A 20,473-nucleotide genomic window follows, 5' to 3' on the forward strand; every position below is an offset into this window, starting at 1 on the left:
GCGCATGAGCGATTCTTCCGCAGCGGCGCTACCCGCATCGGCACCGGCCGCGGCCGCCAGCGGGCGTGCGCCGTGCTATCTGGTGCTGTCGGCGCACGACTACCGCACGCCGCGCCGCGCCAACATCCATTTCATCGCCGATGAACTGGCCAAGCGCGGTACCACGCGGTTCTTCTCGCTGCGCTACAGCCTGCTGTCGCGGCTCAAGGGCGACCTACGCCTGCCGCTGGACGCCACCGCCAACCAGGTGGTCCGTCACAACGGCGTGGACTGCTACCTGTGGCGCGCGCTGCTGCATCCGTTCAACACCCGGCGGCGCTGGCTGCGGCCGCTGGAAGACCTGATGTTCAAGGTCTACGCGGCGCGCGCGCCGGCCACGCTGATCCGCTGGATGCGCGAGGCCGACGTGATCGTGTTCGAGAGCGGCATCGCGGTGGCCTTCATCGCGCTGGCGGCGCGGATCAACCCGACTGCGCGCAAGGTGTATCGCGCCTCCGACGGCTTGAGCACGATCAACGTCGCCGACTACATCGAGCGCGAGTTCGACCGCGTGGCGCCGAGCCTGGACGTGATCGCACTGGTGTCGCCGGCGATGGCCGAGGAGGTCGCCAGCCGCCACAACGTGTACCACGTCGGCCATGGCGTGGACCACGACCTGCACACGCTCGGCGATCCGTCGCCGTACGGGGAGGGCATCCATGCGGTGGCGGTGGGCTCGATGCTGTTCGATCCCGATTTCTTCGTCGCCGCCAGCCGCGCCTTCCCGCAGGTCACCTTCCACGTGATCGGCTCGGGCATGGGCCGCGCGCCGGGCTATGGCGACAACGTGGTGGTGTACGGCGAGATGAAGCACGCCGAGACCATCCGCTACATCAAGCACGCGCGCTTCGGCATCGCCCCGTACGCGTCCGAGCAGGTGCCTGCATATCTGGCCGACAGTTCGATGAAGCTGCTGCAGTACGACTTCTTCGGCCTGCCGGCGGTGTGTCCCAATGCAGTGGTCGGCCGCTATCCGTCGCGCTTCGGCTACACCCCGGGCGACGAGGCATCGATCGTCGCCGCGATCGGGCAGGCGCTGCAGGCGCCGCACGTGCGCCATCGCCAGTGCCTGAGCTGGTCCGAGACCACCGACCGGGTGCTGGACCCGGCCGCCTACCCGGAGACGCGCTTGTTCGCCGACGGCGTGGCCTGAGTCCACGCCCCCGGCATGTCTGCCGTACACCCCCGCGCAACCAAGGAGGACCGATGTCCGCATTGCAAAAATGGATCGATTACCAAGAGCGCCGGGCGCTGTTCTGGTGGAAGCCGAAGAATGGCGAGATCAACGTGGGCGATCATCTTTCCAAGATCATCGTCTCCAACGTGCTCGGCCAGCGCGACCGCACCCTGCTGGACAAGCGCGACAAACGCACGCGGCTGATCGCGATCGGCTCGGTGCTGCATTTCGCCCGCGACGGCGACACCGTGTGGGGCAGCGGCGTCAACGGCAAGATCCCCGCCGACCGCCATACCTTCCGCCAGCTCGACGTGCGCGCCGTGCGTGGGCCCAAGACCCGCGCCTTCCTGCGCGAACGCGGCCTGCAGGTGCCGGAGGTGTACGGCGATCCGGGCCTGCTGATGCCGCTGTTCTTCCCGCGCGAGGCGCTGGCGCCGCCGCCGGCACGGCGGTCGGTCATGGTGGTGCCGCACTTCAACGAATCCCTGGACAAGTATGCGCAGTACAAGGAACACCTGGTGCTGCCGAACCGCCAGCCGGCCGCGTTCGTGCGGCAACTGCTCGGTGCCGAACTGGTCGTGTCCAGTTCCTTGCACGGGCTGATCCTGGCCGAAGCCTATGGCGTGCCGTCGGTGTACCTGGACTGGGGCAACGGCGAGGACCGCTTCAAGTACGACGACTATTACGCCGGCACCGGCCGCAGCCGCTGGCATGCCGGGCAGACGGTGGAGGAATGCATCGCGCTGGGCGGCAATACCGTCTTCGACCTGGCCGCGGTGCAGCGCGGCCTGCTGGAGAGCTTTCCGCATGATCTCTGGTGAGCGCGCAGCGGGCGAGGTGCTGGCACTGGGCGGTTATCCGATCCTGCGCAGCACCGAAGCCGATTTCGTCGCCAGCTTGCTGCAGGCGCTGGCGCGTGGCGAGCGCCGCCAGGTGTTCTTCGCCAACACCAACTTCGTGGTGCAGTGCCAGGCCCTGCGTGCGCAACTGGCCGCGCCGGACGTGTGCGTCGTCAACGACGGCATCGGCATGGACCTGGGTGCGCTGCTGGTGCATGGCCGCCGCTTCGCCGGCAACCTCAACGGCACCGACCTGATTCCGGCGCTGTGCCGGCAGAGCCCGCGGCCGCTGCGCTTCTTCCTGCTCGGCGGCCGTCCCGGCGTCGCCGACACCGCGGCGCAGACCTTGCGGCAGACGCTGGGGCAGGAGGTGGTCGGCACCTGCGACGGCTATGCCCAGTTCGCCGCCGCCGGCGCCGGCCTGGCCGCGCGCATCAACGCCAGTGGCGCCGATGTGCTGCTGGTGGCGTTCGGCAATCCGTTGCAGGAGCGCTGGCTGCTGCAGCACGCGGCGCAACTGCAGGTGCCGCTGGCGTTCGGCGTGGGCGCGCTTCTGGACTTCCTGTCCGGCACCGCGCGGCGCGCGCCGGCCTGGGTGCGCCGGCTGCGCATGGAATGGATCTATCGCCTGCTGCGCGAGCCGCGACGTCTGCTCAAGCGCTACAGCTGGGATCTGCTGGTGTTCTTCGCGCTGTGCCTGCGCCACGGCCGCCACCTGGCCACCACGCCGCCTGTCCGGGACTCGCTGCGCCCCTCGTGACGTCGACCGGCTGTCGCCGACAAAAGGGCGTTGCCTGACATTCGCACGGCCACGCGCGCGATTAGACTGGACGCATGTCCAGCGCCGCCGCCTTCCGAATCGCCACCCTGGTGCGCGACCTGTCGCTGCTGCCGCACCCGGAAGGCGGTCGCTATGCGCGCGTGCATACCTCGGCCCTGACGGTGCAGCACGCGCAGACGCTGCGCCCGGCCTGCACCGCGATCCGCTTCCTGCTGGAGCGCGGCGAAGTCAGCAACTGGCATCGCATCGATGCCGACGAGACCTGGCAATGGGAAGAAGGCGGGGCGCTGGAGCTGTTCGGCTTCGACCCCAATCACGGCCTGCAGCGCTACCGCCTGGACGCCAGCGAGCGCGGCGGCATGCCCTCGGTGGTGATCGCGGCCGGCACCTGGCAGGCGGCGCGACCGCTGGCCGACTACTGCCTGGTGCGCTGCGTGGTGGCGCCGGGCTTCCTGTGGGAACGCTTCGAACTGCTGGCCGAGGCCGATCCGCTGGCTGCGCACCTGCCGAAGCTGGCGGACTGATGCCGGGACCGGGCGCGGCGCGCGCGGCGACCGCGCCGGGACCCGTCGCGCGCCGGCGCGGCCCGGTGATGTGCCTGGTCGCGGCCTTGCTGGCGGCAGCTGTCCCCGCCGTGCAGGCGCAGACCGCGGTGTCGCCCGCGCCCGCGAACCCACCGGTGGTCGACCTGGAAGCGGTACTGGTGAGCGGGCGCCAGCCCGGCCCGGGCCTGTGGAAGGTCCGCCGCGGCGATCACGTGTTGTGGATCCTCGGCACGGTGTCGCCGTTGCCCAAGCGCATGCAGTGGGAATCGGGCGAAGTGGAGCGGGTGATCGGCCAGTCGCAGGAAGTGATCGCAGCGCCGAGCGTCACCCTGGACTCGGGCCTGGGCATGTTCCGCAGCCTGATGCTGCTGCCGTCCTTGCTCAAGGCGCGGCGCAATCCCGACGACCGCACCCTGCAGCAGGTGCTGCCGCCTGACCTGTATGCGCGCTGGCTGCCGCTGAAGGCACGTTACCTGGGCCGCGATGCCGGCGTGGAACGCTGGCGGCCGGTGTTCGCGGCGCAGGAGCTGTACGAGGCGGCGATGCGCACCTCCGGCCTGAGCCTGGGCAGCGTGGTGCAGCCGGTGATCGAGCGTGCGGCCAAGCGCGCCAGGGTGCCGATCGTGCCTGTGGTGGTGGAGGTCCAGGTCCCCGACGCCAAGCGCGCGCTGCAGGAATTCCGGGCGACCTCGCTCAACGACAGTGCCTGTTTCGCGCGCACCCTGCAGGTCATCGATCGCGACCTGGAGACGATGCGCCAGCGGGCCAACGCCTGGGCCGAGGGCGACCTGGACACGCTGGCCACGCTGCCGGCCAACGATCAGTACCGGGTCTGCCTGGACGCGGTCGGCGAAGCGGCGATCGCGCGCAAGCTGGGCCTGGGCGATGTGCGCCAGCGGGCGCAGGCGGCCTGGCTGCAGGCGGCCGAGCGGGCGCTGGCGCAGAATCGTTCCAGTTTCGCGGCGTTGCCGATGCAGACCCTGCAGGAGCCGGGTGGGCCGCTGGACCGGCTACGCGCCAGCGGCGCCGAGGTGATCGCGCCCTAGCGCGTACGCGAGACGTGTCGACCCATGGACGCGCCGCGATTGGGGAGGGCGTGCGCAGCTGCGCGCGCAGGCGCAAGCGAGCGGAGACGGCAATGCGCTGACGCCGTGCCGTCTCCGATGACCGCGGCGGTCAGCCCGCCGCAGTGCGCGGTGCGCTGGCGCTGGCGGCCAGTTGCGGCCAGCGCTGCAGCACCGCGGCACGGATGCCGGCGGCGTCGATGCCGGCTTCGGCGAGCAGTTGCTCGCGGCTGGCGTGGTGCTGGAACGCGTCGGGCAGGCCCAGGTGCAGCACCGGACGCAGCACGCCTTCGGCGTTGAGCAGTTCGGCAACGCCGGAGCCGGCACCGCCGGCCACCACGTTGTCCTCGATGGTCACGAAGCCTTCGTGGCTCTGTGCCAGTTCCAGCAGCAGGGCGCGGTCCAGCGGCTTGACGAAGCGCATGTTGACCACCGTCAGGCCCAACTCGCGGCCGACCTGTTCGGCCGCCGCCAGGGGCGCGCCGAACGCCAGCAGCGCCACCGTATGTCCCTGCGCGCGCAGCTGCGCCTTGCCGATCGGCAGGGTATCCAGCGTGGACCCCGGCGCGAGCCCGGGGCCGGTGCCGCGCGGGTAGCGCACCGCGGCCGGACCGGGATGGCGCAGGCCGGTGCTGAGCAGTTGCCGGCACTCGGCTTCGTCGGCCGGCGCCATCACCACCAGGTGCGGCACGCAGCGCAGGAAACTCAGGTCCAGGTTGCCGGCATGGGTGGCGCCATCCGGGCCGACCACGCCGCCGCGGTCGACCGCGAACAGCACGTCGAGCTGCTGCACCGCCACGTCGTGCACCAACTGGTCGTAGCCGCGCTGCAGGAAGGTGGAATAGATCGCCACCACAGGTTTGGCGCCGTGCACGGCCATGCCCGCGGCCAGGGTCACCGCATGCTGCTCGGCGATGGCCACGTCGAAATAGCGCTGCGGATACTCCTTGCTGAAACGCACCAGGCCCGAGCCCTCGCGCATCGCCGGGGTGATCGCCAGCAGTGCCGGCTCGGCCGCGGCCATGTCGCAGATCCAGTCGCCGAACACATCGGTGTAGGTCGGCGCCTTGGCGCCCGGCTTGGCCACCAGGCCCTTGCTCGGGTCGAACGGGCCGACCGCGTGGTAGCCGATCTGGTCGCCCTCGGCCAGTTCGTAGCCCTTGCCCTTGGTGGTGATGACGTGCAGCAGCTGCGGACCCTTCAGGGTCTTGAGCGTCTTCAACGCGCCGAGCAGCGCCGGCAGGTCGTGGCCGTCGATCGGGCCGGTGTAGTGGAAGCCCATTTCCTCGAACAGCGTGGACGGCACGAACATGCCCTTCCAGTGCTCTTCCCAGCGGCGCACGAAGCGCGCGGTGGGATTGCTCTTCTTGTCGCCGAGGATCTTCTTGCCGCCCTCGCGGATGGCGTTGAGGGTCTTGCTGCCGCTCATCCGTCCCAGCATCTTGGTGACCCCGCCGACCGCCTCGGAGATCGACATGCGGTTGTCGTTGAGGATCACCAGCAGGTTCGGTTCCGGGTCCATGCCGCCGGCGTGGTTCAGCGCTTCGTAGGCCATGCCCGCGGTCATCGCGCCGTCGCCGATCACCGCCACCACCTTGCGCTCGTCGCCCATGCGCTGCAGCGCCACCGCCATGCCCAGCGCGGCCGAGATCGAGGTGGAGGAATGGCCGACGCCGAAGGTGTCGTACTCGCTTTCCTCGCGCTTGGGGAACGGCGCCACGCCGTCGGCCTGCTTGACCGTGTGGATGCGGTCGCGGCGGCCGGTGAGGATCTTGTGCGGATAGGTCTGGTGCCCGACGTCCCACACCAGTTGGTCGACCGGCGTGTCGTACAGGTAGTGCAGGGCCACGGTGAGTTCGATCACGCCCAGTCCGGCGCCGAAATGGCCGCCGCTCTTGCCGACGCACTCGATCAGAAAGGCGCGCAGTTCCTCGGCGATGGCTGGCAGCTCCGATTCATCGAAGCGACGCAGTTCTTCGGGGACCTGGATGCGCGAGAGGCGCGGATAGCGGGTGGGGTCGATCATCGGAATGGAGGTTCAGCGGACCTGTCATTTTCCTCTCCATTCCGGGCACACGCAATCAACCCGTTCAGTCGCGGGAACGTGGATGGCCTGTTCTGGCCGGGGTGCGGCAATCCGTCGCAGCGGGCGTGACGGCGGCGTGAGGCCGTGCGGCTACAACGAGAGCTTCGAGCGCTTCGGCAACTGCGCCTTCAGGAACGACATCTGATCGGCCAGGATGTTGCGGTTGGACAGGATCAGATGCTCGATCCAGCTCGGCCGGTACGGTACCGCCAGCAGCGGCATCGATGCCTGCTGCGGGGTGCGATTGCCCTTGCGCGAATTGCAGTGGAAGCACGCGGTGACCACGTTCTCCCAGATGTCGCGGCCGCCCTTGGACACCGGCAGTACGTGGTCGCGGGTCAGTTGCGGGCGGCTGAACTGCTGGCCGCAGTACAGGCACAGCTGCGCGTCGCGGGCGAACAGCGCGGTGTTGGTCAGGGTCGGGGTGGGGTCGAGCGCACGCGCATGCGCGTGGCCGCGCGCGGCGATGATCGGGTGCAGCTCCAGCACGCTGCGCTCGCCGCTGGCACGGCAGATGCCGCCGTGGATGTGCAGGCACGGCTCGCCGAGGGTCCAGGCGACCGCGCCGCGCGCGTACAGGCAGGCGGCGTCCTGCCAGTTGATCCAGTCCAGCACGCGGCCATGCGCATCCAGCGACAGCAGCCGGACCGAAGGCAGGTGAGAAGGGGACGCCGCAGGCGACGGGACCGCGGCCGAGGCGCCGCAGGCCCCGGTATCGATCAGACCAAGCGTTGTTGTGTCTGTCTCCATCGGGAAAACAGCTTATACCCGATTGGTGACGGTTTGTGTATCCGTCGCGGCGGGCCGTGCGGCCCCGGCACGGCGTGCGTGCCGGGGCTGCGTTCGGACCTGGATGTGCGACTCAGAACTGCGCGTCGGCCAACGTCATCAGCGGCGCGGCGCCGCTGTCGATGGCCGCGGCGTGGGTCAGCGTGCGCGGCAGCAGACGCGCGTAGTAGAAGCGTGCGGTCTCGCGCTTGGACTGCTTGAACGCCTCGCCATGCGCCGAGGCCTCGGCCGCGGCGACGCTGCGCGCCCACCAGTAGGCCAGCACCACGTAGCCGGAATAGAACACGTAGTCGTAGCTGGCCGCGCCCAGTTCCTCGGGATTGCCGGCGGCGCGCTGCAGGATGCGCTTGGTCAGCGCCGCCCACTCGGCGGCCTTCTCGCGCAGCGGGGCGACGAATTCGGCCACCGCCGGGTTGTCGGCGTGCTCGGCCAGGAAGGCCTCGATCTGCGCCAGGAACAGCTTCAGCCCCGCGCCCTGGCTGGACGCGGTCTTGCGCCCGATCAGGTCCAGTGCCTGGATGCCGGTGGTGCCTTCGTACAGGGTGGTGATGCGCGCGTCGCGGGCCAACTGCTCCATGCCGTGCTCGTGGATGTAGCCGTGGCCGCCGAAGCACTGCAGCGCGTGGTAGGTGTTCTCCACCGCCCACTCGGTCTGGCAGGCCTTGGAGATCGGGGTGAGGAAGCTGACCAGCACGTCGGCCTGCTCGCGCTCGGCCGGATCCTGCGCGCTGTGCGCGATGTCGATCAGTGTCGCGGCGTGCAGCGCCAGCAGGCGGCTGCCTTCGGTCAGCGCCTTCACCGTCAGCAGCATGCGGCGCACGTCCGGATGCACCAGGATCGGATCGGCGGGTTTCTCCGGCAGCTTGGCGCCGCTGAGCGAACGCGACTGCAGGCGCTCGCGGGCGTAGCGCAGCGCGTTCTGGTAGGCGCGCTCGGACAGGCCGATGCCCTGCAGGCCGACGCCGAGGCGTGCAGTGTTCATCATGGTGAACATGGCCTGCAGGCCCTTGTGCGGCTGCCCGACCAGGTAGCCCTGGGCGCCGTCGAAGTTCATCACGCAGGTGGACGAGCCGTGGATGCCCATCTTGTGTTCCAGCGAGCCGCAGCGCAGCGCGTTGCGCTCGCCGACGCTGCCGTCGCGGGCGACCTTGAACTTCGGCACCACCAGCAGCGAGATGCCCTTGGCCCCGGCCGGCGCGTCCGGCAGCCGCGCCAGTACCAGGTGCACGATGTTGTCGGTGAAGTCGTGCTCGCCGGCGGTGATGAAGATCTTGGTGCCGCTGACCGACCAGCTGCCGTCGGCATTGGGTTCGGCGCGGGTCTTGAGCAGGCCCAGGTCGGTGCCGCAATGCGGCTCGGTCAGGCACATGGTGCCGGTCCAGCGGCCGTCCACCAGCGGCTTCAGGAACATCTCCTGCTGCCAGGCCTCGCCGTGCTGCTTGAGTGCCTCGACCGCGCCGTGCGACAGCAGCGGGAAGTTGCCCCAGGCCAGGTTGGCGGCGTTGACCATCTCGTTGAGCGGCACGCCCAGGGTGTGCGGCAGGCCCTGGCCGCCGAACTCGGCGGCGGCGGTCAGCCCGGTCCAGCCGCCCTCGGCGAACTGCTTGTAGGCCTCGCGGAAGCCGGGGGCGGTGGTCACCGCGCCGGTGGCCTTGTCCAGGGTGCAGCCGTGCTCGTCGCCGACCCGGTTCAGCGGCGCCAGCACGGTGCCGGTGAAGCGCGCCGCTTCCTCCAGCACCGCGTCGATCAGTTCGGCATTGGCGTCGGCATGGCCGAGGCGGGCGAACAGCGCCTCCACCTGCAGTACGTCGTGCAGCGCGAAGCGGAGATCGGTCAACGGGGCTTGATAGGTGCTCATGCGATCGCTCGTGACTAGGGCCGCGGCGCGGCCGAGGGCGTCAGGATACTATGGCGTATGGAGTATGCGCAGCCGCGGCGAAGGCGCGGCTGCGTGGGGCCGTTCAGTCGAGCAGGCGGTGACGCACGGCGTAGCGCACCAACTCGGCGGTATTGCGCATGCCCAGCTTGTTGAGCACGCGGAAGCGGTGGTTCTCGGCGGTCTTCACGCTGATCTGCAGCACCCGGGCGATTTCCTTGGTGGTGCGGCCTTCCACGATCAGGTGGAACACCTCGCGTTCGCGTGCGGTCAGGCTGCGGTAGGGGTCGGGCGGCAGCGCCTGCGGCTGCTGCATCTGCGTCACCAGCGCCTGCGCCGCCTGCGGCGAGAAGTGGCCGCGGCCGGCGTGCAGGTTGCGCACTGCGGCGATCAGGTCGGCGCTGGCGCTGTCCTTGAGCAGGTAGCCGGAGGCGCCGGCGCGCACCGCGTGCAGCACGTACTCGTGTTCCTCGTGCATGGTCAGCACCAGGATCCGCGCCAGCGGCACGATCTCGCCCAGCCGCCGCACCACGTCGATGCCGTTGAGCCGCGGCATGGAGATGTCCACGATCGCCACGTCCGGGCAGGTCGCCTCGGCCTTGGCCAGCGCCTCGATGCCGTCGGCGGCCTGCGCCACCACCTGGATGCCGGCCACGGCGTCGAGCACGGCGACCAGGCTTTCGCGCACCAGGGTGTGGTCGTCGGCGATGAGGACACGGATCGGGGCGTTCATGCCGGTGCGCGTCCGTGGTGGTCGCCGGGGCGGCAGGCGACCCGTTGCGGCGATGCCGATCGCGTTGCCTGCGGGGCCGTGCGGTTGCCGGCATGGGGTAGGGCGATGACGTTCAATCGGCCTCCAGCGGGACCCGGATCTGCACGCAGCAGCCTTCGCCCGGCGACGATTGCAGGCGCAGGCTGCCGCCGCTCAGGCGCAGGCGTTCGCGCAGGCCGCTCAGGCCGCTGCCGCCGGCCGTCAGCGCCTGTTGCGGATCGAAGCCGCGGCCGTCGTCGAGTACCTGCAACTGCGCCCAGCCGTCGCGTGCGACCAGCCGCAGCAGCACCGACTGCGCAGCAGAGTGCTTCAGCGCATTGGTCAGCGCCTCCTGCGCGCTGCGGAACAGCAGGGTCTGCAGCGCTTCGTCCAGCACCGGCAGCGGGCCGATCTCGACCGCGACCGGGATGGCGCCGGCGGCGGACTGGCTGCGGCCCAGCCAGCCCAGCGCGGCCTCCAGCCCCAGGTCGTCGAGGATCGGCGGGCGCAGCAGCCGCGACATCTGCCGGGTGTCGTCCAATGCCTGCGTGCACAGCTGGATGGCGTCCTCCAGCGGCGCGCGCAACGCCGCGTCGGCGCTGCCGAGCGCCGCGCCCAGTTGCGCCAGCCGGTGCTTGAGCACGGTGAGGTTCTGGCCGACGCCGTCGTGCAGCTCGCGCGCCAGGCGCCGGCGCTCGTCCTCCTGGACCTTGACCACGGCGCGGCCGAGCCGGCGGAACTCGCGCTCGTTGGCTTCCAGGCGCTGCAGCAGCAGGCGGTAGCGGTCGGCGGCGGCGTCGGTCATGGCGTGGTGCCTGCGCGTGCGACAGACGAACCGTCGGCGGCCTGCGCCGCGGCGCGGCGGGCGCGTTGCGCGGCGGCGTGGTCGCCGAGCGCCTCCAGGCGTTGCGCGGCCTGTGCGTGCAGCGTCGCGGCAAACAGCGGGCTGCCGCGCAGCAGCAGGGCCTGCGCCTGCGCATAGCGCGCCGCCACCTGGTCGGCCGCACCGTAGCGCAGCGCCTGCTGCAGATAGCGCAGGCGCAGCCCGGCGTTGCCCAGGCGGGCGACGTCGCCCTCCAGCGCGGCCAATGCGGTTTCGTCGTGCGCCGCGTGCACCTGCACCTGCAGTTGCAGCAGGCGGGTGCCGCTGGCGCGTGCCAGCGCCTCGGCCTGGCGCAGCGACGCGGCGGCTGCCGCGGCGTCGCCGTCGCGTTCGTCCAGTTGCGCCTGCAGCAGCGCGGCACTGGCGCGCTGTTCGCTGGACACCGAGGCGGGCGCTTGCCGCTGCACCTGCTGCAGCGCCAGCCGTGCCTGCGCCGGGTCGTCCAGCGCCAGCCACACCTGCGCGCGCAGCAGGGCGATGTCGGTCTGGCCGCGCTGGTCGCGGCTCTGCTGGAACAGCCGCTGCGCCTGGTCCAGTTCGGTCAGCGCCACCGCGCGCTGGCCCTGCCAGAACGCCAGTTCGGCCAGGTTGCGCCGGCTCACCGCCACTTCCTCGAGCATCTGGTGGCGTTCGGCCTCGCGCAGCGCCTGGGTCAACAAGGTCTGCGCCTGCGTCCAGTGCCCGCGCGCCGTGGCGAGCAGGCCGAGGTTCTGCGCGGTGCGCACGCGGCCGGTGGCGTCGTTGAGGTCGGCGTAGGCGCGCGCGGCCTGTTCCCAGAACGCCTGCGCGCTGTCCAGGTCGCCCAACTGGAAGTGCGCGAAGCCGATATTGTTGAGTGTCTCGGCGACCCCGTGCGCATCGCCGAGCGCGCGCCAGGCCGCCAGCGCACCGCGGAACGCCTGCAGCGCCTGCGGATAATCGCCACGCTCCTCGGCCAGCAGGCCGAGTTCGTTGGCGGCGGCGGCCTGACCGTCGCGGTCGCCGAGTTCGACGTACAGCGCCTGCGCCTGCTGCAGTTTCTGTTCGGCCTCGGCGAAGGCGCCGCCGATGCTCAGCGTGCCGGCCAGGTTGCGCAGGCTGGTGGCGACGCCGCGCCGATTGCCGACCTGTCGGCGCAACTCCACGGCGCGCAGGTACTGCGCCTGCGCCTGCTGCGCCAGGCCCAGGCGGCCGTAGCCCACGCCCAGCGCATTCACGGTTTCCGCTTCGCCATAGAGGTCGCGGCCGCGGCGGAACAGCAGTTGCGCACGCAGCAGGTCCTCGTCCACCGCGGTGGCGGCGTTGCCGCTGAGGATCGCCAGCTTGCCCAGCGCCAGCCACAACCGCGGGTCGTCGGGATCGCGCTGCGCCAGCGTGCGCAGCCGGTCGCGCGCCGCGTCCAGGTGGCCGGCCTGCGCCTGGAGGCGCGCGACCTGCAGTTGCACCTCGCTGTCGTCGGGCCGGGCCGTGGCCAGCGCCTGCCAGGCGCGGTCGGCGGCGGCGAGATCGTCTTCGGCTTCCAGGCGCAGCGCCGCCAGCAGCGCCAGGGTGCGCGGCCGTGCCGGCGCCGCGGGCGCGCGCGCATCCAGCGCCTCGCGCGCCTTCTGGTCCTCGCCGATGGCCTGCGCCGCGACCACCTCGGCCAGGCGCAACGGCGCGGACTGCGGCGCCTGTGCGCTGGCCGCGGCGAACTGCTGCAGCGCCTGCGCGCTGTCGTCGCGTTGCCGCGCCGCCAGGCCGCGTGCATAGGCCTGCAGTGCGGCGGGCGCGGGCAGGTCGTCGGGCAGGGCGGCGCCCTCGGCGAGCAACGCCCTGGATGCGATCGGCAGCCAGGCGGCGTAGGCCGCGGCCGGATCGGTGGCGGTCGGTCCATCGATGTGCTGCGCCGCGCCGCTGGGCGGATGCAGCAGCGCCTGCAGGCGCCAGCCGGCGCCCTGGCGTTGCAGGCTCGGCTGCAGCACGCGCTGCGCCGAGGCGAGCCGGCGCAGCGCCGCCACGTCCAGCGGCGCCTGACCGGTGGGGTCGTACTGGCGCAGCGCCTGGCGGGTACGTTCGTCGTCGACCACGGTCAGCGTTTCGCCCAGGCTGCCGCGCAGCCAGGCGCCCAGCGCCAGGCGTTGTTCGGCGCTGGCCGGGTCGCCGGCCAACGGCAGCACCAGCAGGCGCGGCAACGGCTCCACGGCGGCCACCGGCGGCGCACTGGTGCGTTGCGCCTGCCATTGCCAGGCGCCGGCGCCGAGCAGGGCGGCGCCGGCCAGAGTCGCGGCCAGGCCCAGGCCGACCCGGCGCCAGCGCCGGCGATCGCGCGGCAGTTGCCGGCGCTCGATCGCCACGATCACCTCGCCGGCGTCCTGCAGCCGATCGCGCGGCTGCGGACGCAGCAGCCGCTGCAGCAGCCGCACCAGCCAGGCCGGCACGTCCGCGCGCAGCCGGTCCACCGGCGGCGGCTCGCGCAGCATGCGCTGGGCCAGGGTCTCGGACAGGGTGCCGCCGGCGAACGGCACCTGCCCGGCGAGCATCTCGTACAGGATCAGGCCCAGCGCGTAGAGGTCGCTGCGCGGGTCGAGCGCATCGCCGCGTGCCTGTTCCGGTGACAGGTAGGCGGGCGTGCCGATGACGTTGCCCAGGGTCGCGCCGAGGCCGCTGCTGGCCATCGAACAGGCCACGCCGAAGTCGCTGATCAGCGCATCGCCGTCGCGCTGCAGCAGGATGTTGGCCGGCTTGAGGTCGCGGTGCACGACGCCGCGCGCATGCGCCACCTGCAGGCCGCGGGCGATGCCGCCGGCGATGCGCAGGGCGCTGTCGACGTCCAGCCGTTCCTCGCGCTGCAGCCGCGCTTCCAGCGACTCGCCGTCCACGTAGTCCATGCTGATCAGCCAGCGCCCGGCGTGTTCGGCCAGGTCGTGGATGCGCACCACGTGCGGGCTGGAGACCTGCCGCGCCAGCAGCAGTTCCTGGCGGAAGCGGGCGAAGGCCTGCGGCCGTTGCGCCAGTTCCGGGCGCAGCAGCTTGACCGCCACGTCGATGCCCAATGCCTGGTCGTGGGCCAGGTACACCAGGCCCATGCCGCCGATGCCGAGCAGGCGTTCGATGCGGAAGCGGCCGGCCAGCACCTCGCCCGGGGTCAGGCTTTCCTGCGCATACAGGCCGGTGGCGGTGGCGGCGTCGCTCATGCCGGCCCGACCTCGGCACCGCTGTCGCGCAGCGCCTGGCGTGCGGCGATCCACAGCGCGGCGCGCTCGCAGAAGGCCTCGAGCAACTGCATGTCCAGCGCACCGATGGCGCTGCCGGCGCGACGGCTGTCGGCATAGATCGCGCCGAGCACGCGCGTGCCGTCGCGCAGCGGCAGGCACAGCACGGTGCGCAGGCCGGCGGCGCAGACCGAGGCACGCTCGGCCAGCCAGGGCACGCCGCCGACGTCGTGGGCCACGGTGGCCTGGCCGTCGCGCAGGGCCCGTTGCAGGGCGCCCTCGCTGCCGGCGAGGCCGCGCTGCAGCGGCATCGGCCCGGTGCCGTGGCTGGCTGCGATGCGCGGGCCATGCGGTTCGGCCAGGACCAGCATGCCGCGCTCGGCCTGGGCCAGTTCGACCACCGCGTCCAGGCTGGCGTCGAGCAGGTCGTCGAGTCCGCCGACCTGGGCCAGCCCCTGGGTGAGCGCGGTGGCGCGATCGCAGCGGGCGCGCTGGCGGCGCTCGGCCAGTTCCGCATCGGCCGCGCTGAGCGGGGCGAATTCGGCGTAGATGTCGCCGAAGCGCAGCCAGGTCGCCGTCTCCAGCGCGATCGGTGCGGCCACGCGCACCCCGTCGCGGAAGCTGCCGTTCTTGCTGCCCAGGTCGTGCAACTGCCAGTGGCCATCGGCCTGCGGCTGCAGCCGTGCGTGCCAGCGCGACACCGAGGGATGTTCCAGCGCCAGCGCGTTGTCCGCCGCGCGGCCGATCGCCAGCGTCTGCCCGGTGGCGAGCAACAGCGTCGGCGCCGGCGCGTCGGGCAGGTAGGCGGTCAGGCGCGCGGGCATCGCGGGATGTCCTGGGTGGCGCCGTGCGTGACCGGTCCCGCAGCGCTCAAGGCGCGTAGAGGCGTTGGTAGTCGATTGAGAAGCGCAGCGTCGCCGCGCCGGCCAGCAGTTCGCCGGCGGGGTTGCCCTCGCTCATGCCGGCGTTCCAGGTCTGCGCGATGCCCTGGCCGGCGCGCGCCGACACCTGCTCGCGGAACCCGTCCAGCGCCACCGTGGCGGCGGTGTAGTCGGCGTTGGCCAGGGCGCTCTGCACGCTGTTCAGCATGCTCGCCAGCGGCGCCGCCTCATTGGCGGGCAACTGCGCCACCAGCGCCTGCAGGCGGCTCAGCTTGGCGGCGACCACGGTGGCGGTCGGGCGCAGGTCGTGGATCACGATGAACTGCGAGAAGCCGCCGGTGGTGCCGCGGGCGCGCACGCTGCCGGGCGCGATCTCGTCGGTGATGTCGCGGAAATCGCCGCCAAGCGGCGCCTTGACCAGCCGCAGGGTGCTGTCGGCGGTGTAGGCCAGCGCATGCGTGTGCAGTTCCACATGCACGACCCGGCGGAACGACAGGCCGCCGTTCGGCGGCGGCGTCACCGTGATCAGCAGCGGCAACTGCGACGGCACCTGGCCGGCTTGCGTGCTGGGCAGCCGCGGCAGCAAGGCAGCGACCTGGGCCGGGGTCAGCAGCTCTGCGCTCAGGCCCAGGCTGCCCGGGTTGAGGTCGCTGGCGCTGTCGAATTCCAGCGTCACCTCGGCCAGCGGGTGCGGACCGGCGCCGATCGCCGCCGTCGCCACATTGCCGCTCACCTCCACCTGCACCGGCAGCGGTTGCGCGGCGAGCCCGCCGGACGCCGCCACGGCGCAGAACAGCAGGCAAACCCTTGCGAACATCGTGTGCATCTGAACCCCCCTGTTGCATGTGCCGGCACCGCGCACCGCACCCGCGTTCCGCCCGGCGACGCGGCGAGGCAGCGGCCTACGCCTGGATCATACCGCTCCGTACGGGCGATGCACGCGGTCCTGGGTGTTTCCACTCACGACCGCTAGGGGCGATCCCGGATAGGCGCCGCCGGGCCGCCGCGTCAGGCTGCAGTCACCCGCCCGTCCCGGGCCCACTCACCGGAGATTCCAGATGCCCATCCGTCGTCCCGCACTCGCCATCGGTATTTGCGCTGTCCTCGCCAGCGGCATCTTGGCCGGCGGCAAGGCCGAAGCCGCCGCGCATCTGGACAGCCTGCTGGAGTCCAAGCTGGTCAACACGCCGCTGACCGACGAACTGCAGATCGTCATCACCTACAAGCAATCCAAGCCGGTGTCGGCGGCGCAGCTGACCGCGCTGCAGGCGCTGGGCATCACCCGCGGCGTCAGCATGCGCACGCTGCCGATCGCCGGTGCGCTGGCCACCCCCGAAGAGATCCTGGCGCTGGCCGAGCGCGACGACGTCGCCTCGATCTACTACAACGCGCCGTTGCGCTACTTCAACCAGGACGCGCGCGAGGCGACCGGGGTCGACCGCGCGCAGAGCAATCCGGGCGACTTCGGCCGCACCGTGCCGTACACCGGCCGCGGCGTCGGCGTGCTGATCAACGACTCGGGCATCGACGCCACCCACCGCGACCTGGCCTACGGCGACCGCGTGGTGCAGAACGTGCTGGCCAACACCAACCTGCACAATCTGAATTCGATGCTGCCGGTCACCTACACCGAAGGCGTGCCGAACACCGACGCCGGCTCCGGCCATGGCACCCACTGCGCCGGCACGGTCGGCGGCAACGGCGCGCAGTCCGGCGGCAAGTACCGCGGCGTGGCGACCGGCGCCAGCCTGGTCGGCTACGGCTCCAGCGGCGTGCTGCTGGTACTGGACGCGGTCGGCGGCCTGGATTACGCGGCCTCGCACCAGAACAGCTTCAAGGATCCGATCCGCGTCGTCAGCAACTCCTGGGGCACGTCCGGCAAGTTCGACCCGGCTGACCCGGTCAACGTCGCCACCTACGAGCTGTACAAGCGCGGCATCGTCAGCGTGTTCGCCGCCGGCAACGACGGTCCCAAGGAAGACACCCACAACCCGTACGCACAGGCGCCGTGGGTGATCTCGGTCGCCGCCGGCAACGTCGACGGCACGCTGGCCGACTTCTCCTCGCGCGGCAAGGCCGGCGAGCGCGATACCTTCACCACCGCCGACGGCAAGAGCTGGACCCACATCAACGAGCCCAGCATCACCGCGCCGGGCGTGGACATCATTTCCACCCGCGCCTCCACCGGCCTGCTGCCGCCGCTGGCGGCACAGAAGGACGAGAAGCTGATCGCGCCGGCGCAGTTGCCGTTCTACACCACCATGAGCGGCACCTCGATGGCCACGCCGCATGTGGCCGGCGTGGTAGCGCTGGTGCTGGAGGCCAATCCGAACCTGACCCCGGACCAGGTCAAGGACCTGATCGAGCGCACCGCCACGCCGATGGCCGGACGCGCGTCCTGGGAAGTGGGCGCCGGCTACCTCAACGCCTACTCGGCGCTGCGCGAGGCCAGCAAGAAGTGACCGTCTCGGGCGGACGCCACCGTCCGCCCGATCCGCCGCAAGCGCCGTCGACAGTCGTGTCGGTGCTTGCGATGCAGTCCGGACGCCGCCGTTCTCCCACGGCGTGAAGCGCCGTCCGAGCGACTGATGTCGTCGACGTTTTCGCGGTTGCCTTCGATCACGCTGTCGCCGTTCGGCGGCGTGGTCGGCAGCTTCCGCGATCCCCCGTGCCGGACGTGCGGGGTTCCACCGCTCCCCGGAATGGCGTCCGGGAATCGGAAGGGCCCCGCACGTCCTGCATCTCCTTTCGGCCGCACCGTGCGCCGCATGCGCCGGATCCGGCACGCCGCTGCCGCACCCTGTCTTTGTCGCATGTCGGTACCCGCTGCCGGGAACGCGTCCTGTTTCCGCTCCAGCCACAGTGGTCGTTGGAGCGCATGCCCGATGTGTGGGTCGCCGTGCGACGCCGATTGCCGCGCGCGGCGACAGGGGGCGCGCCCTCCATGCCGTGGTGTGTGCATGCGCCGCGGCTGGGTGTTTCCACCTGGCCGGCCTGGGTGCGATACCGGATTGGCTGCGCATCGGCGCCCCCGGCACGCTGCGGCGACCGCCCGTTACGGGCTTCGACGATCCGGAGCGTCCGCAATGTCCATTCGCCGTCCCGTCCTTGCCATCGGCATCTGCGCCGTCCTTGCCGGTGGCACCTTCGCCGGTGGCGACGCCCTGGCCGCCGCGCATCTCGACCAACTGCTGGAGGCCAAGCTCGCCGCGGCGCCGGCCGAAGATGCCCTGCAGATCGTCATCACCTACGATCAGTCCGGGCCGGTGTCGGCCTCGCAACTCACTGCGCTGCATGCGCTGGGCATCACCCGCGGGATCACCATGCGCACGCTGCCGATCGCCGGTGCGCTGGCCACGCCGGCGGAGATCCGCGCGCTGGCACAGCGCGACGACGTGGCCTCGATCTACTACAACGCGCCGCTGCGCTACTTCAACAAGGAAGCGCGCGAACTGACCGGTGTGGACCGCGCACAGGGCAATCCCGGCGATTTCGGCCGCGCGCTGCCGTACAGCGGCCGCGGCGTCGGGGTGATGATCAACGACTCCGGCATCGATGCCACCCATCGCGATCTCGCCTACGGTACCCGCGTCGTGCAGAACGTGCTGGGCACCACCAACCTGGCCAACGTCGATGCGATGCTGCCGATCACCTATGCGGAGGGCGTGCCCAACACCGACCTCGGTTCCGGCCATGGCACCCATTGCGCCGGTACGGTGGGCGGCACCGGTGCCCAGTCCAACGGCGATTACCGCGGCGTGGCCACCGGCGCCAGCCTGGTCGGCTACGGGTCCGGCGCGGTGCTGCTGATCCTGGACGCGGTCGGCGGCCTGGACTACGCCGCCACGCACCAGTTCAGCTTCAAGGACCCGATCCGCGTCACCAGCAATTCCTGGGGCTCGTCCGGCAAGTTCGATCCGCAGAATCCGGTCAACGTCGCCACCTATGAGTTGTACAAGCGCGGCATCGTCAGCGTGTTCGCCGCCGGCAACGACGGCCCCAACGAGGACACCCACAATCCGTACGCGCAGGCACCGTGGGTGATCTCGGTGACCGCGGGCGAGAAGGACGGCACGCTGGCCGACTTCTCCTCGCGCGGCAAGCGCGGCGAGAGCGGCAGCTTCACCATGGCCGACGGCAAGACCTGGACCTATCTCAACGAGCCGACGATCACCGCGCCCGGGGTGGACATCGTCTCAACCCGCGATTCCACCGGCGCACTGCCGCCGCTGGCCGCAGACAAGGACAGCAAGCTGATCGCGCCGGCCCGGCTGCCGTTCTACACCACGATGAGCGGCACCTCGATGGCCACGCCGCATGTGGCCGGCATCGTCGCGCTGCTGCTGGACGCCAACCCGGACCTGACCCCGGACCAGGTCAAGGACCTGCTCGAACGCACCGCCACCAACATCCCCGGGCGCACCTACTGGGAGGCCGGCGCCGGTTACGTGAATGCCTATGCCGCGCTGCTGGAAGCGAGCAAGCAGCGCAACGGCTTCGGCAAGACGGTCAACGCGCTGCATCCGTTCAACAGCAACGCGCTGGTGCTGCCCGGCGGCAGCCAGCCGTTCGAAGTGGCGTTCTCGCCGGTGGGCACGCCGCAGACCCAATCGTTCACCGTCGGCAAGGACGTCGCCTGGGTCAGCGCCAAGGCCACCATCGATGCCAACACCCAGGCGCTGGTGCTGACCGATCCCGACGGCGTCAGCCACGGTTCGCCGGTGGCGCTGCCGTTGCTGGGCAGCACGGTCAGCGTCGGCGCGCCCGGCAAGCCGGGCACCTGGACCATCAGTGCGCGCGGCATCGGCTCGATCAGTGGCGTGCCGGTGGCACCCAAGGGCAGCAATGGCGTGGCGGCCCCGGGCACGGTGCGCGGCACCCTGGATTTCCTGCTCAGCGGCGGCTACACCGGCCTCAACGACGTCGCCAGCGGCGATCGCGATCGCGGCGCGGTGGAGTACGCTGTCGCCAACCGCTTGATGGACGGCTACGCCGACGGGCTGTTCCGTCCGCAGAATCCGCTCAAGCGCGCGGAACTGGCGCGCTATCTGGTGATGGGCGCCGGCGTGCGCCAGGCGCTGCCGGCCGCGCCCAGCTTCAGCGGGCTCGGCCGCAACGACCCGGCCTATCCGTTCGCCGAGGCGGCGGTGGGCAAGGGCGGTGCTCTGCGCGACCTGCAGCAGAACCAGGCGGCGGTGATGGGGCTGGTCGCCGGCGAGTTCCGCCCCAACGACGCGGTCAGCAAGCTGCAACTGGCGTATTCGCTGGTGCAGGCGCTCGGCCTGCAGACGCAGGCCTTGGCCTTCGACGGCACCCTGTCGGTGAGCTACAACAACCAGCGCCTGCCGATCGAGGATGTCGCGGCGATCCCGAGCAACCTGCGCGGCTACGTGCAACTGGCGCTGGATGCCGGCATCCTCAATGCGCGCTTCGCGGTGACCCAGGGGCCGCAGGACCTGCAGCCGACGCTGCATGCCTACTTCGATCCGGGCAGCGCGGTGTCGCGCAGCGGCTATGCGGTGATCGCGGGGAGGTTTCTGGGCGTCAATCGGCAGGCCAAGGACTGAGCGCCGCGGCCGCTGCAACGGCAGC

The 20,473-nt window shown here is 71.2% G+C and carries 15 protein-coding genes; 7 read left to right on the forward strand and 8 right to left on the reverse strand.

The annotated features are described in order from the left end of the window. Nucleotides 1–4 precede the first annotated feature (4 nt). The 5 genes from PG878_RS08520 (at nt 5) to PG878_RS08540 (ending at nt 4,427) form a co-directional block, all read left to right on the forward strand. Complete coding sequence (locus tag PG878_RS08520) at nt 5–1,192, forward strand: GumK N-terminal domain-containing glycosyltransferase (RefSeq protein ID WP_209031167.1); 1,188 nt, start codon at nt 5–7, stop codon at nt 1,190–1,192. 53 nt (nt 1,193–1,245) lie between these two features. Next, nucleotides 1,246–2,037, forward strand: coding sequence for a polysaccharide pyruvyl transferase family protein (locus PG878_RS08525; protein WP_209031168.1), 792 nt, complete (start codon nt 1,246–1,248; stop codon nt 2,035–2,037). Beyond that, a complete protein-coding gene (locus PG878_RS08530; RefSeq protein WP_209031169.1) occupies nt 2,024–2,815 on the forward strand; it encodes a WecB/TagA/CpsF family glycosyltransferase in 792 nt (263 codons plus the stop codon). Before PG878_RS08525 ends, PG878_RS08530 begins: the two co-directional genes overlap by 14 nt. A 74-nt stretch (nt 2,816–2,889) precedes the next feature. After that, the gene (locus PG878_RS08535; protein ID WP_209031170.1) at nt 2,890–3,360 is read left to right on the forward strand and encodes a cupin domain-containing protein; all 471 of its coding nucleotides are present in this window, start codon (nt 2,890–2,892) and stop codon (nt 3,358–3,360) included. Between the two features lie 68 nt (nt 3,361–3,428). Continuing rightward, complete coding sequence (locus PG878_RS08540; protein ID WP_209031450.1) at nt 3,429–4,427, forward strand: TraB/GumN family protein; 999 nt, start codon at nt 3,429–3,431, stop codon at nt 4,425–4,427. Nucleotides 4,428–4,557: 130 nt separating this feature from the next. On the opposite strand, the gene dxs is transcribed toward PG878_RS08540, so the two are convergent. From dxs to PG878_RS08580, 8 genes are all read right to left on the reverse strand, one after another. Beyond that, nucleotides 4,558–6,471, reverse strand: a complete 1,914-nt coding sequence (dxs, locus tag PG878_RS08545; RefSeq protein WP_209031171.1) for a 1-deoxy-D-xylulose-5-phosphate synthase — start codon at nt 6,469–6,471, stop codon at nt 4,558–4,560. Between the two features lie 150 nt (nt 6,472–6,621). Next, entirely contained in the window at nt 6,622–7,281 is a 660-nt protein-coding gene (locus tag PG878_RS08550; RefSeq protein ID WP_026143548.1) for an HNH endonuclease, read from the reverse strand. Between the two features lie 112 nt (nt 7,282–7,393). Continuing rightward, nucleotides 7,394–9,178, reverse strand: coding sequence for an acyl-CoA dehydrogenase C-terminal domain-containing protein (locus PG878_RS08555; RefSeq protein ID WP_209031172.1), 1,785 nt, complete (start codon nt 9,176–9,178; stop codon nt 7,394–7,396). Nucleotides 9,179–9,281: 103 nt separating this feature from the next. Next, entirely contained in the window at nt 9,282–9,929 is a 648-nt protein-coding gene (locus tag PG878_RS08560; RefSeq protein ID WP_209031173.1) for a response regulator, read from the reverse strand. A gap of 112 nt (nt 9,930–10,041) precedes the next feature. Further along, a complete protein-coding gene (locus tag PG878_RS08565) occupies nt 10,042–10,752 on the reverse strand; it encodes a sensor histidine kinase (RefSeq protein WP_209031174.1) in 711 nt (236 codons plus the stop codon). Further along, entirely contained in the window at nt 10,749–13,982 is a 3,234-nt protein-coding gene (locus PG878_RS08570; protein WP_209031175.1) for a serine/threonine-protein kinase, read from the reverse strand. The genes PG878_RS08565 and PG878_RS08570 overlap by 4 nt, the downstream gene beginning before the upstream one ends. After that, a complete protein-coding gene (locus tag PG878_RS08575; protein WP_209031176.1) occupies nt 13,979–14,824 on the reverse strand; it encodes an FHA domain-containing protein in 846 nt (281 codons plus the stop codon). The genes PG878_RS08570 and PG878_RS08575 overlap by 4 nt, the downstream gene beginning before the upstream one ends. Before the next feature lie 46 nt (nt 14,825–14,870). Beyond that, nucleotides 14,871–15,698, reverse strand: a complete 828-nt coding sequence (locus tag PG878_RS08580; protein ID WP_244672603.1) for a DUF6689 family protein — start codon at nt 15,696–15,698, stop codon at nt 14,871–14,873. Between the two features lie 241 nt (nt 15,699–15,939). Here PG878_RS08580 and PG878_RS08585 point away from each other — a divergent pair, with 241 nt between their 5' ends. After that, entirely contained in the window at nt 15,940–17,343 is a 1,404-nt protein-coding gene (locus PG878_RS08585; RefSeq protein WP_209031178.1) for a S8 family serine peptidase, read from the forward strand. Between the two features lie 624 nt (nt 17,344–17,967). Then, entirely contained in the window at nt 17,968–20,448 is a 2,481-nt protein-coding gene (locus tag PG878_RS08590) for a S8 family serine peptidase (protein WP_209031179.1), read from the forward strand. Nucleotides 20,449–20,473 lie beyond the last annotated feature (25 nt).

The sequence above is a fragment of the Xanthomonas hawaiiensis genome, assembly GCF_031834635.1.
In the GTDB taxonomy this organism is placed as follows: domain Bacteria; phylum Pseudomonadota; class Gammaproteobacteria; order Xanthomonadales; family Xanthomonadaceae; genus Xanthomonas_A; species Xanthomonas_A sacchari.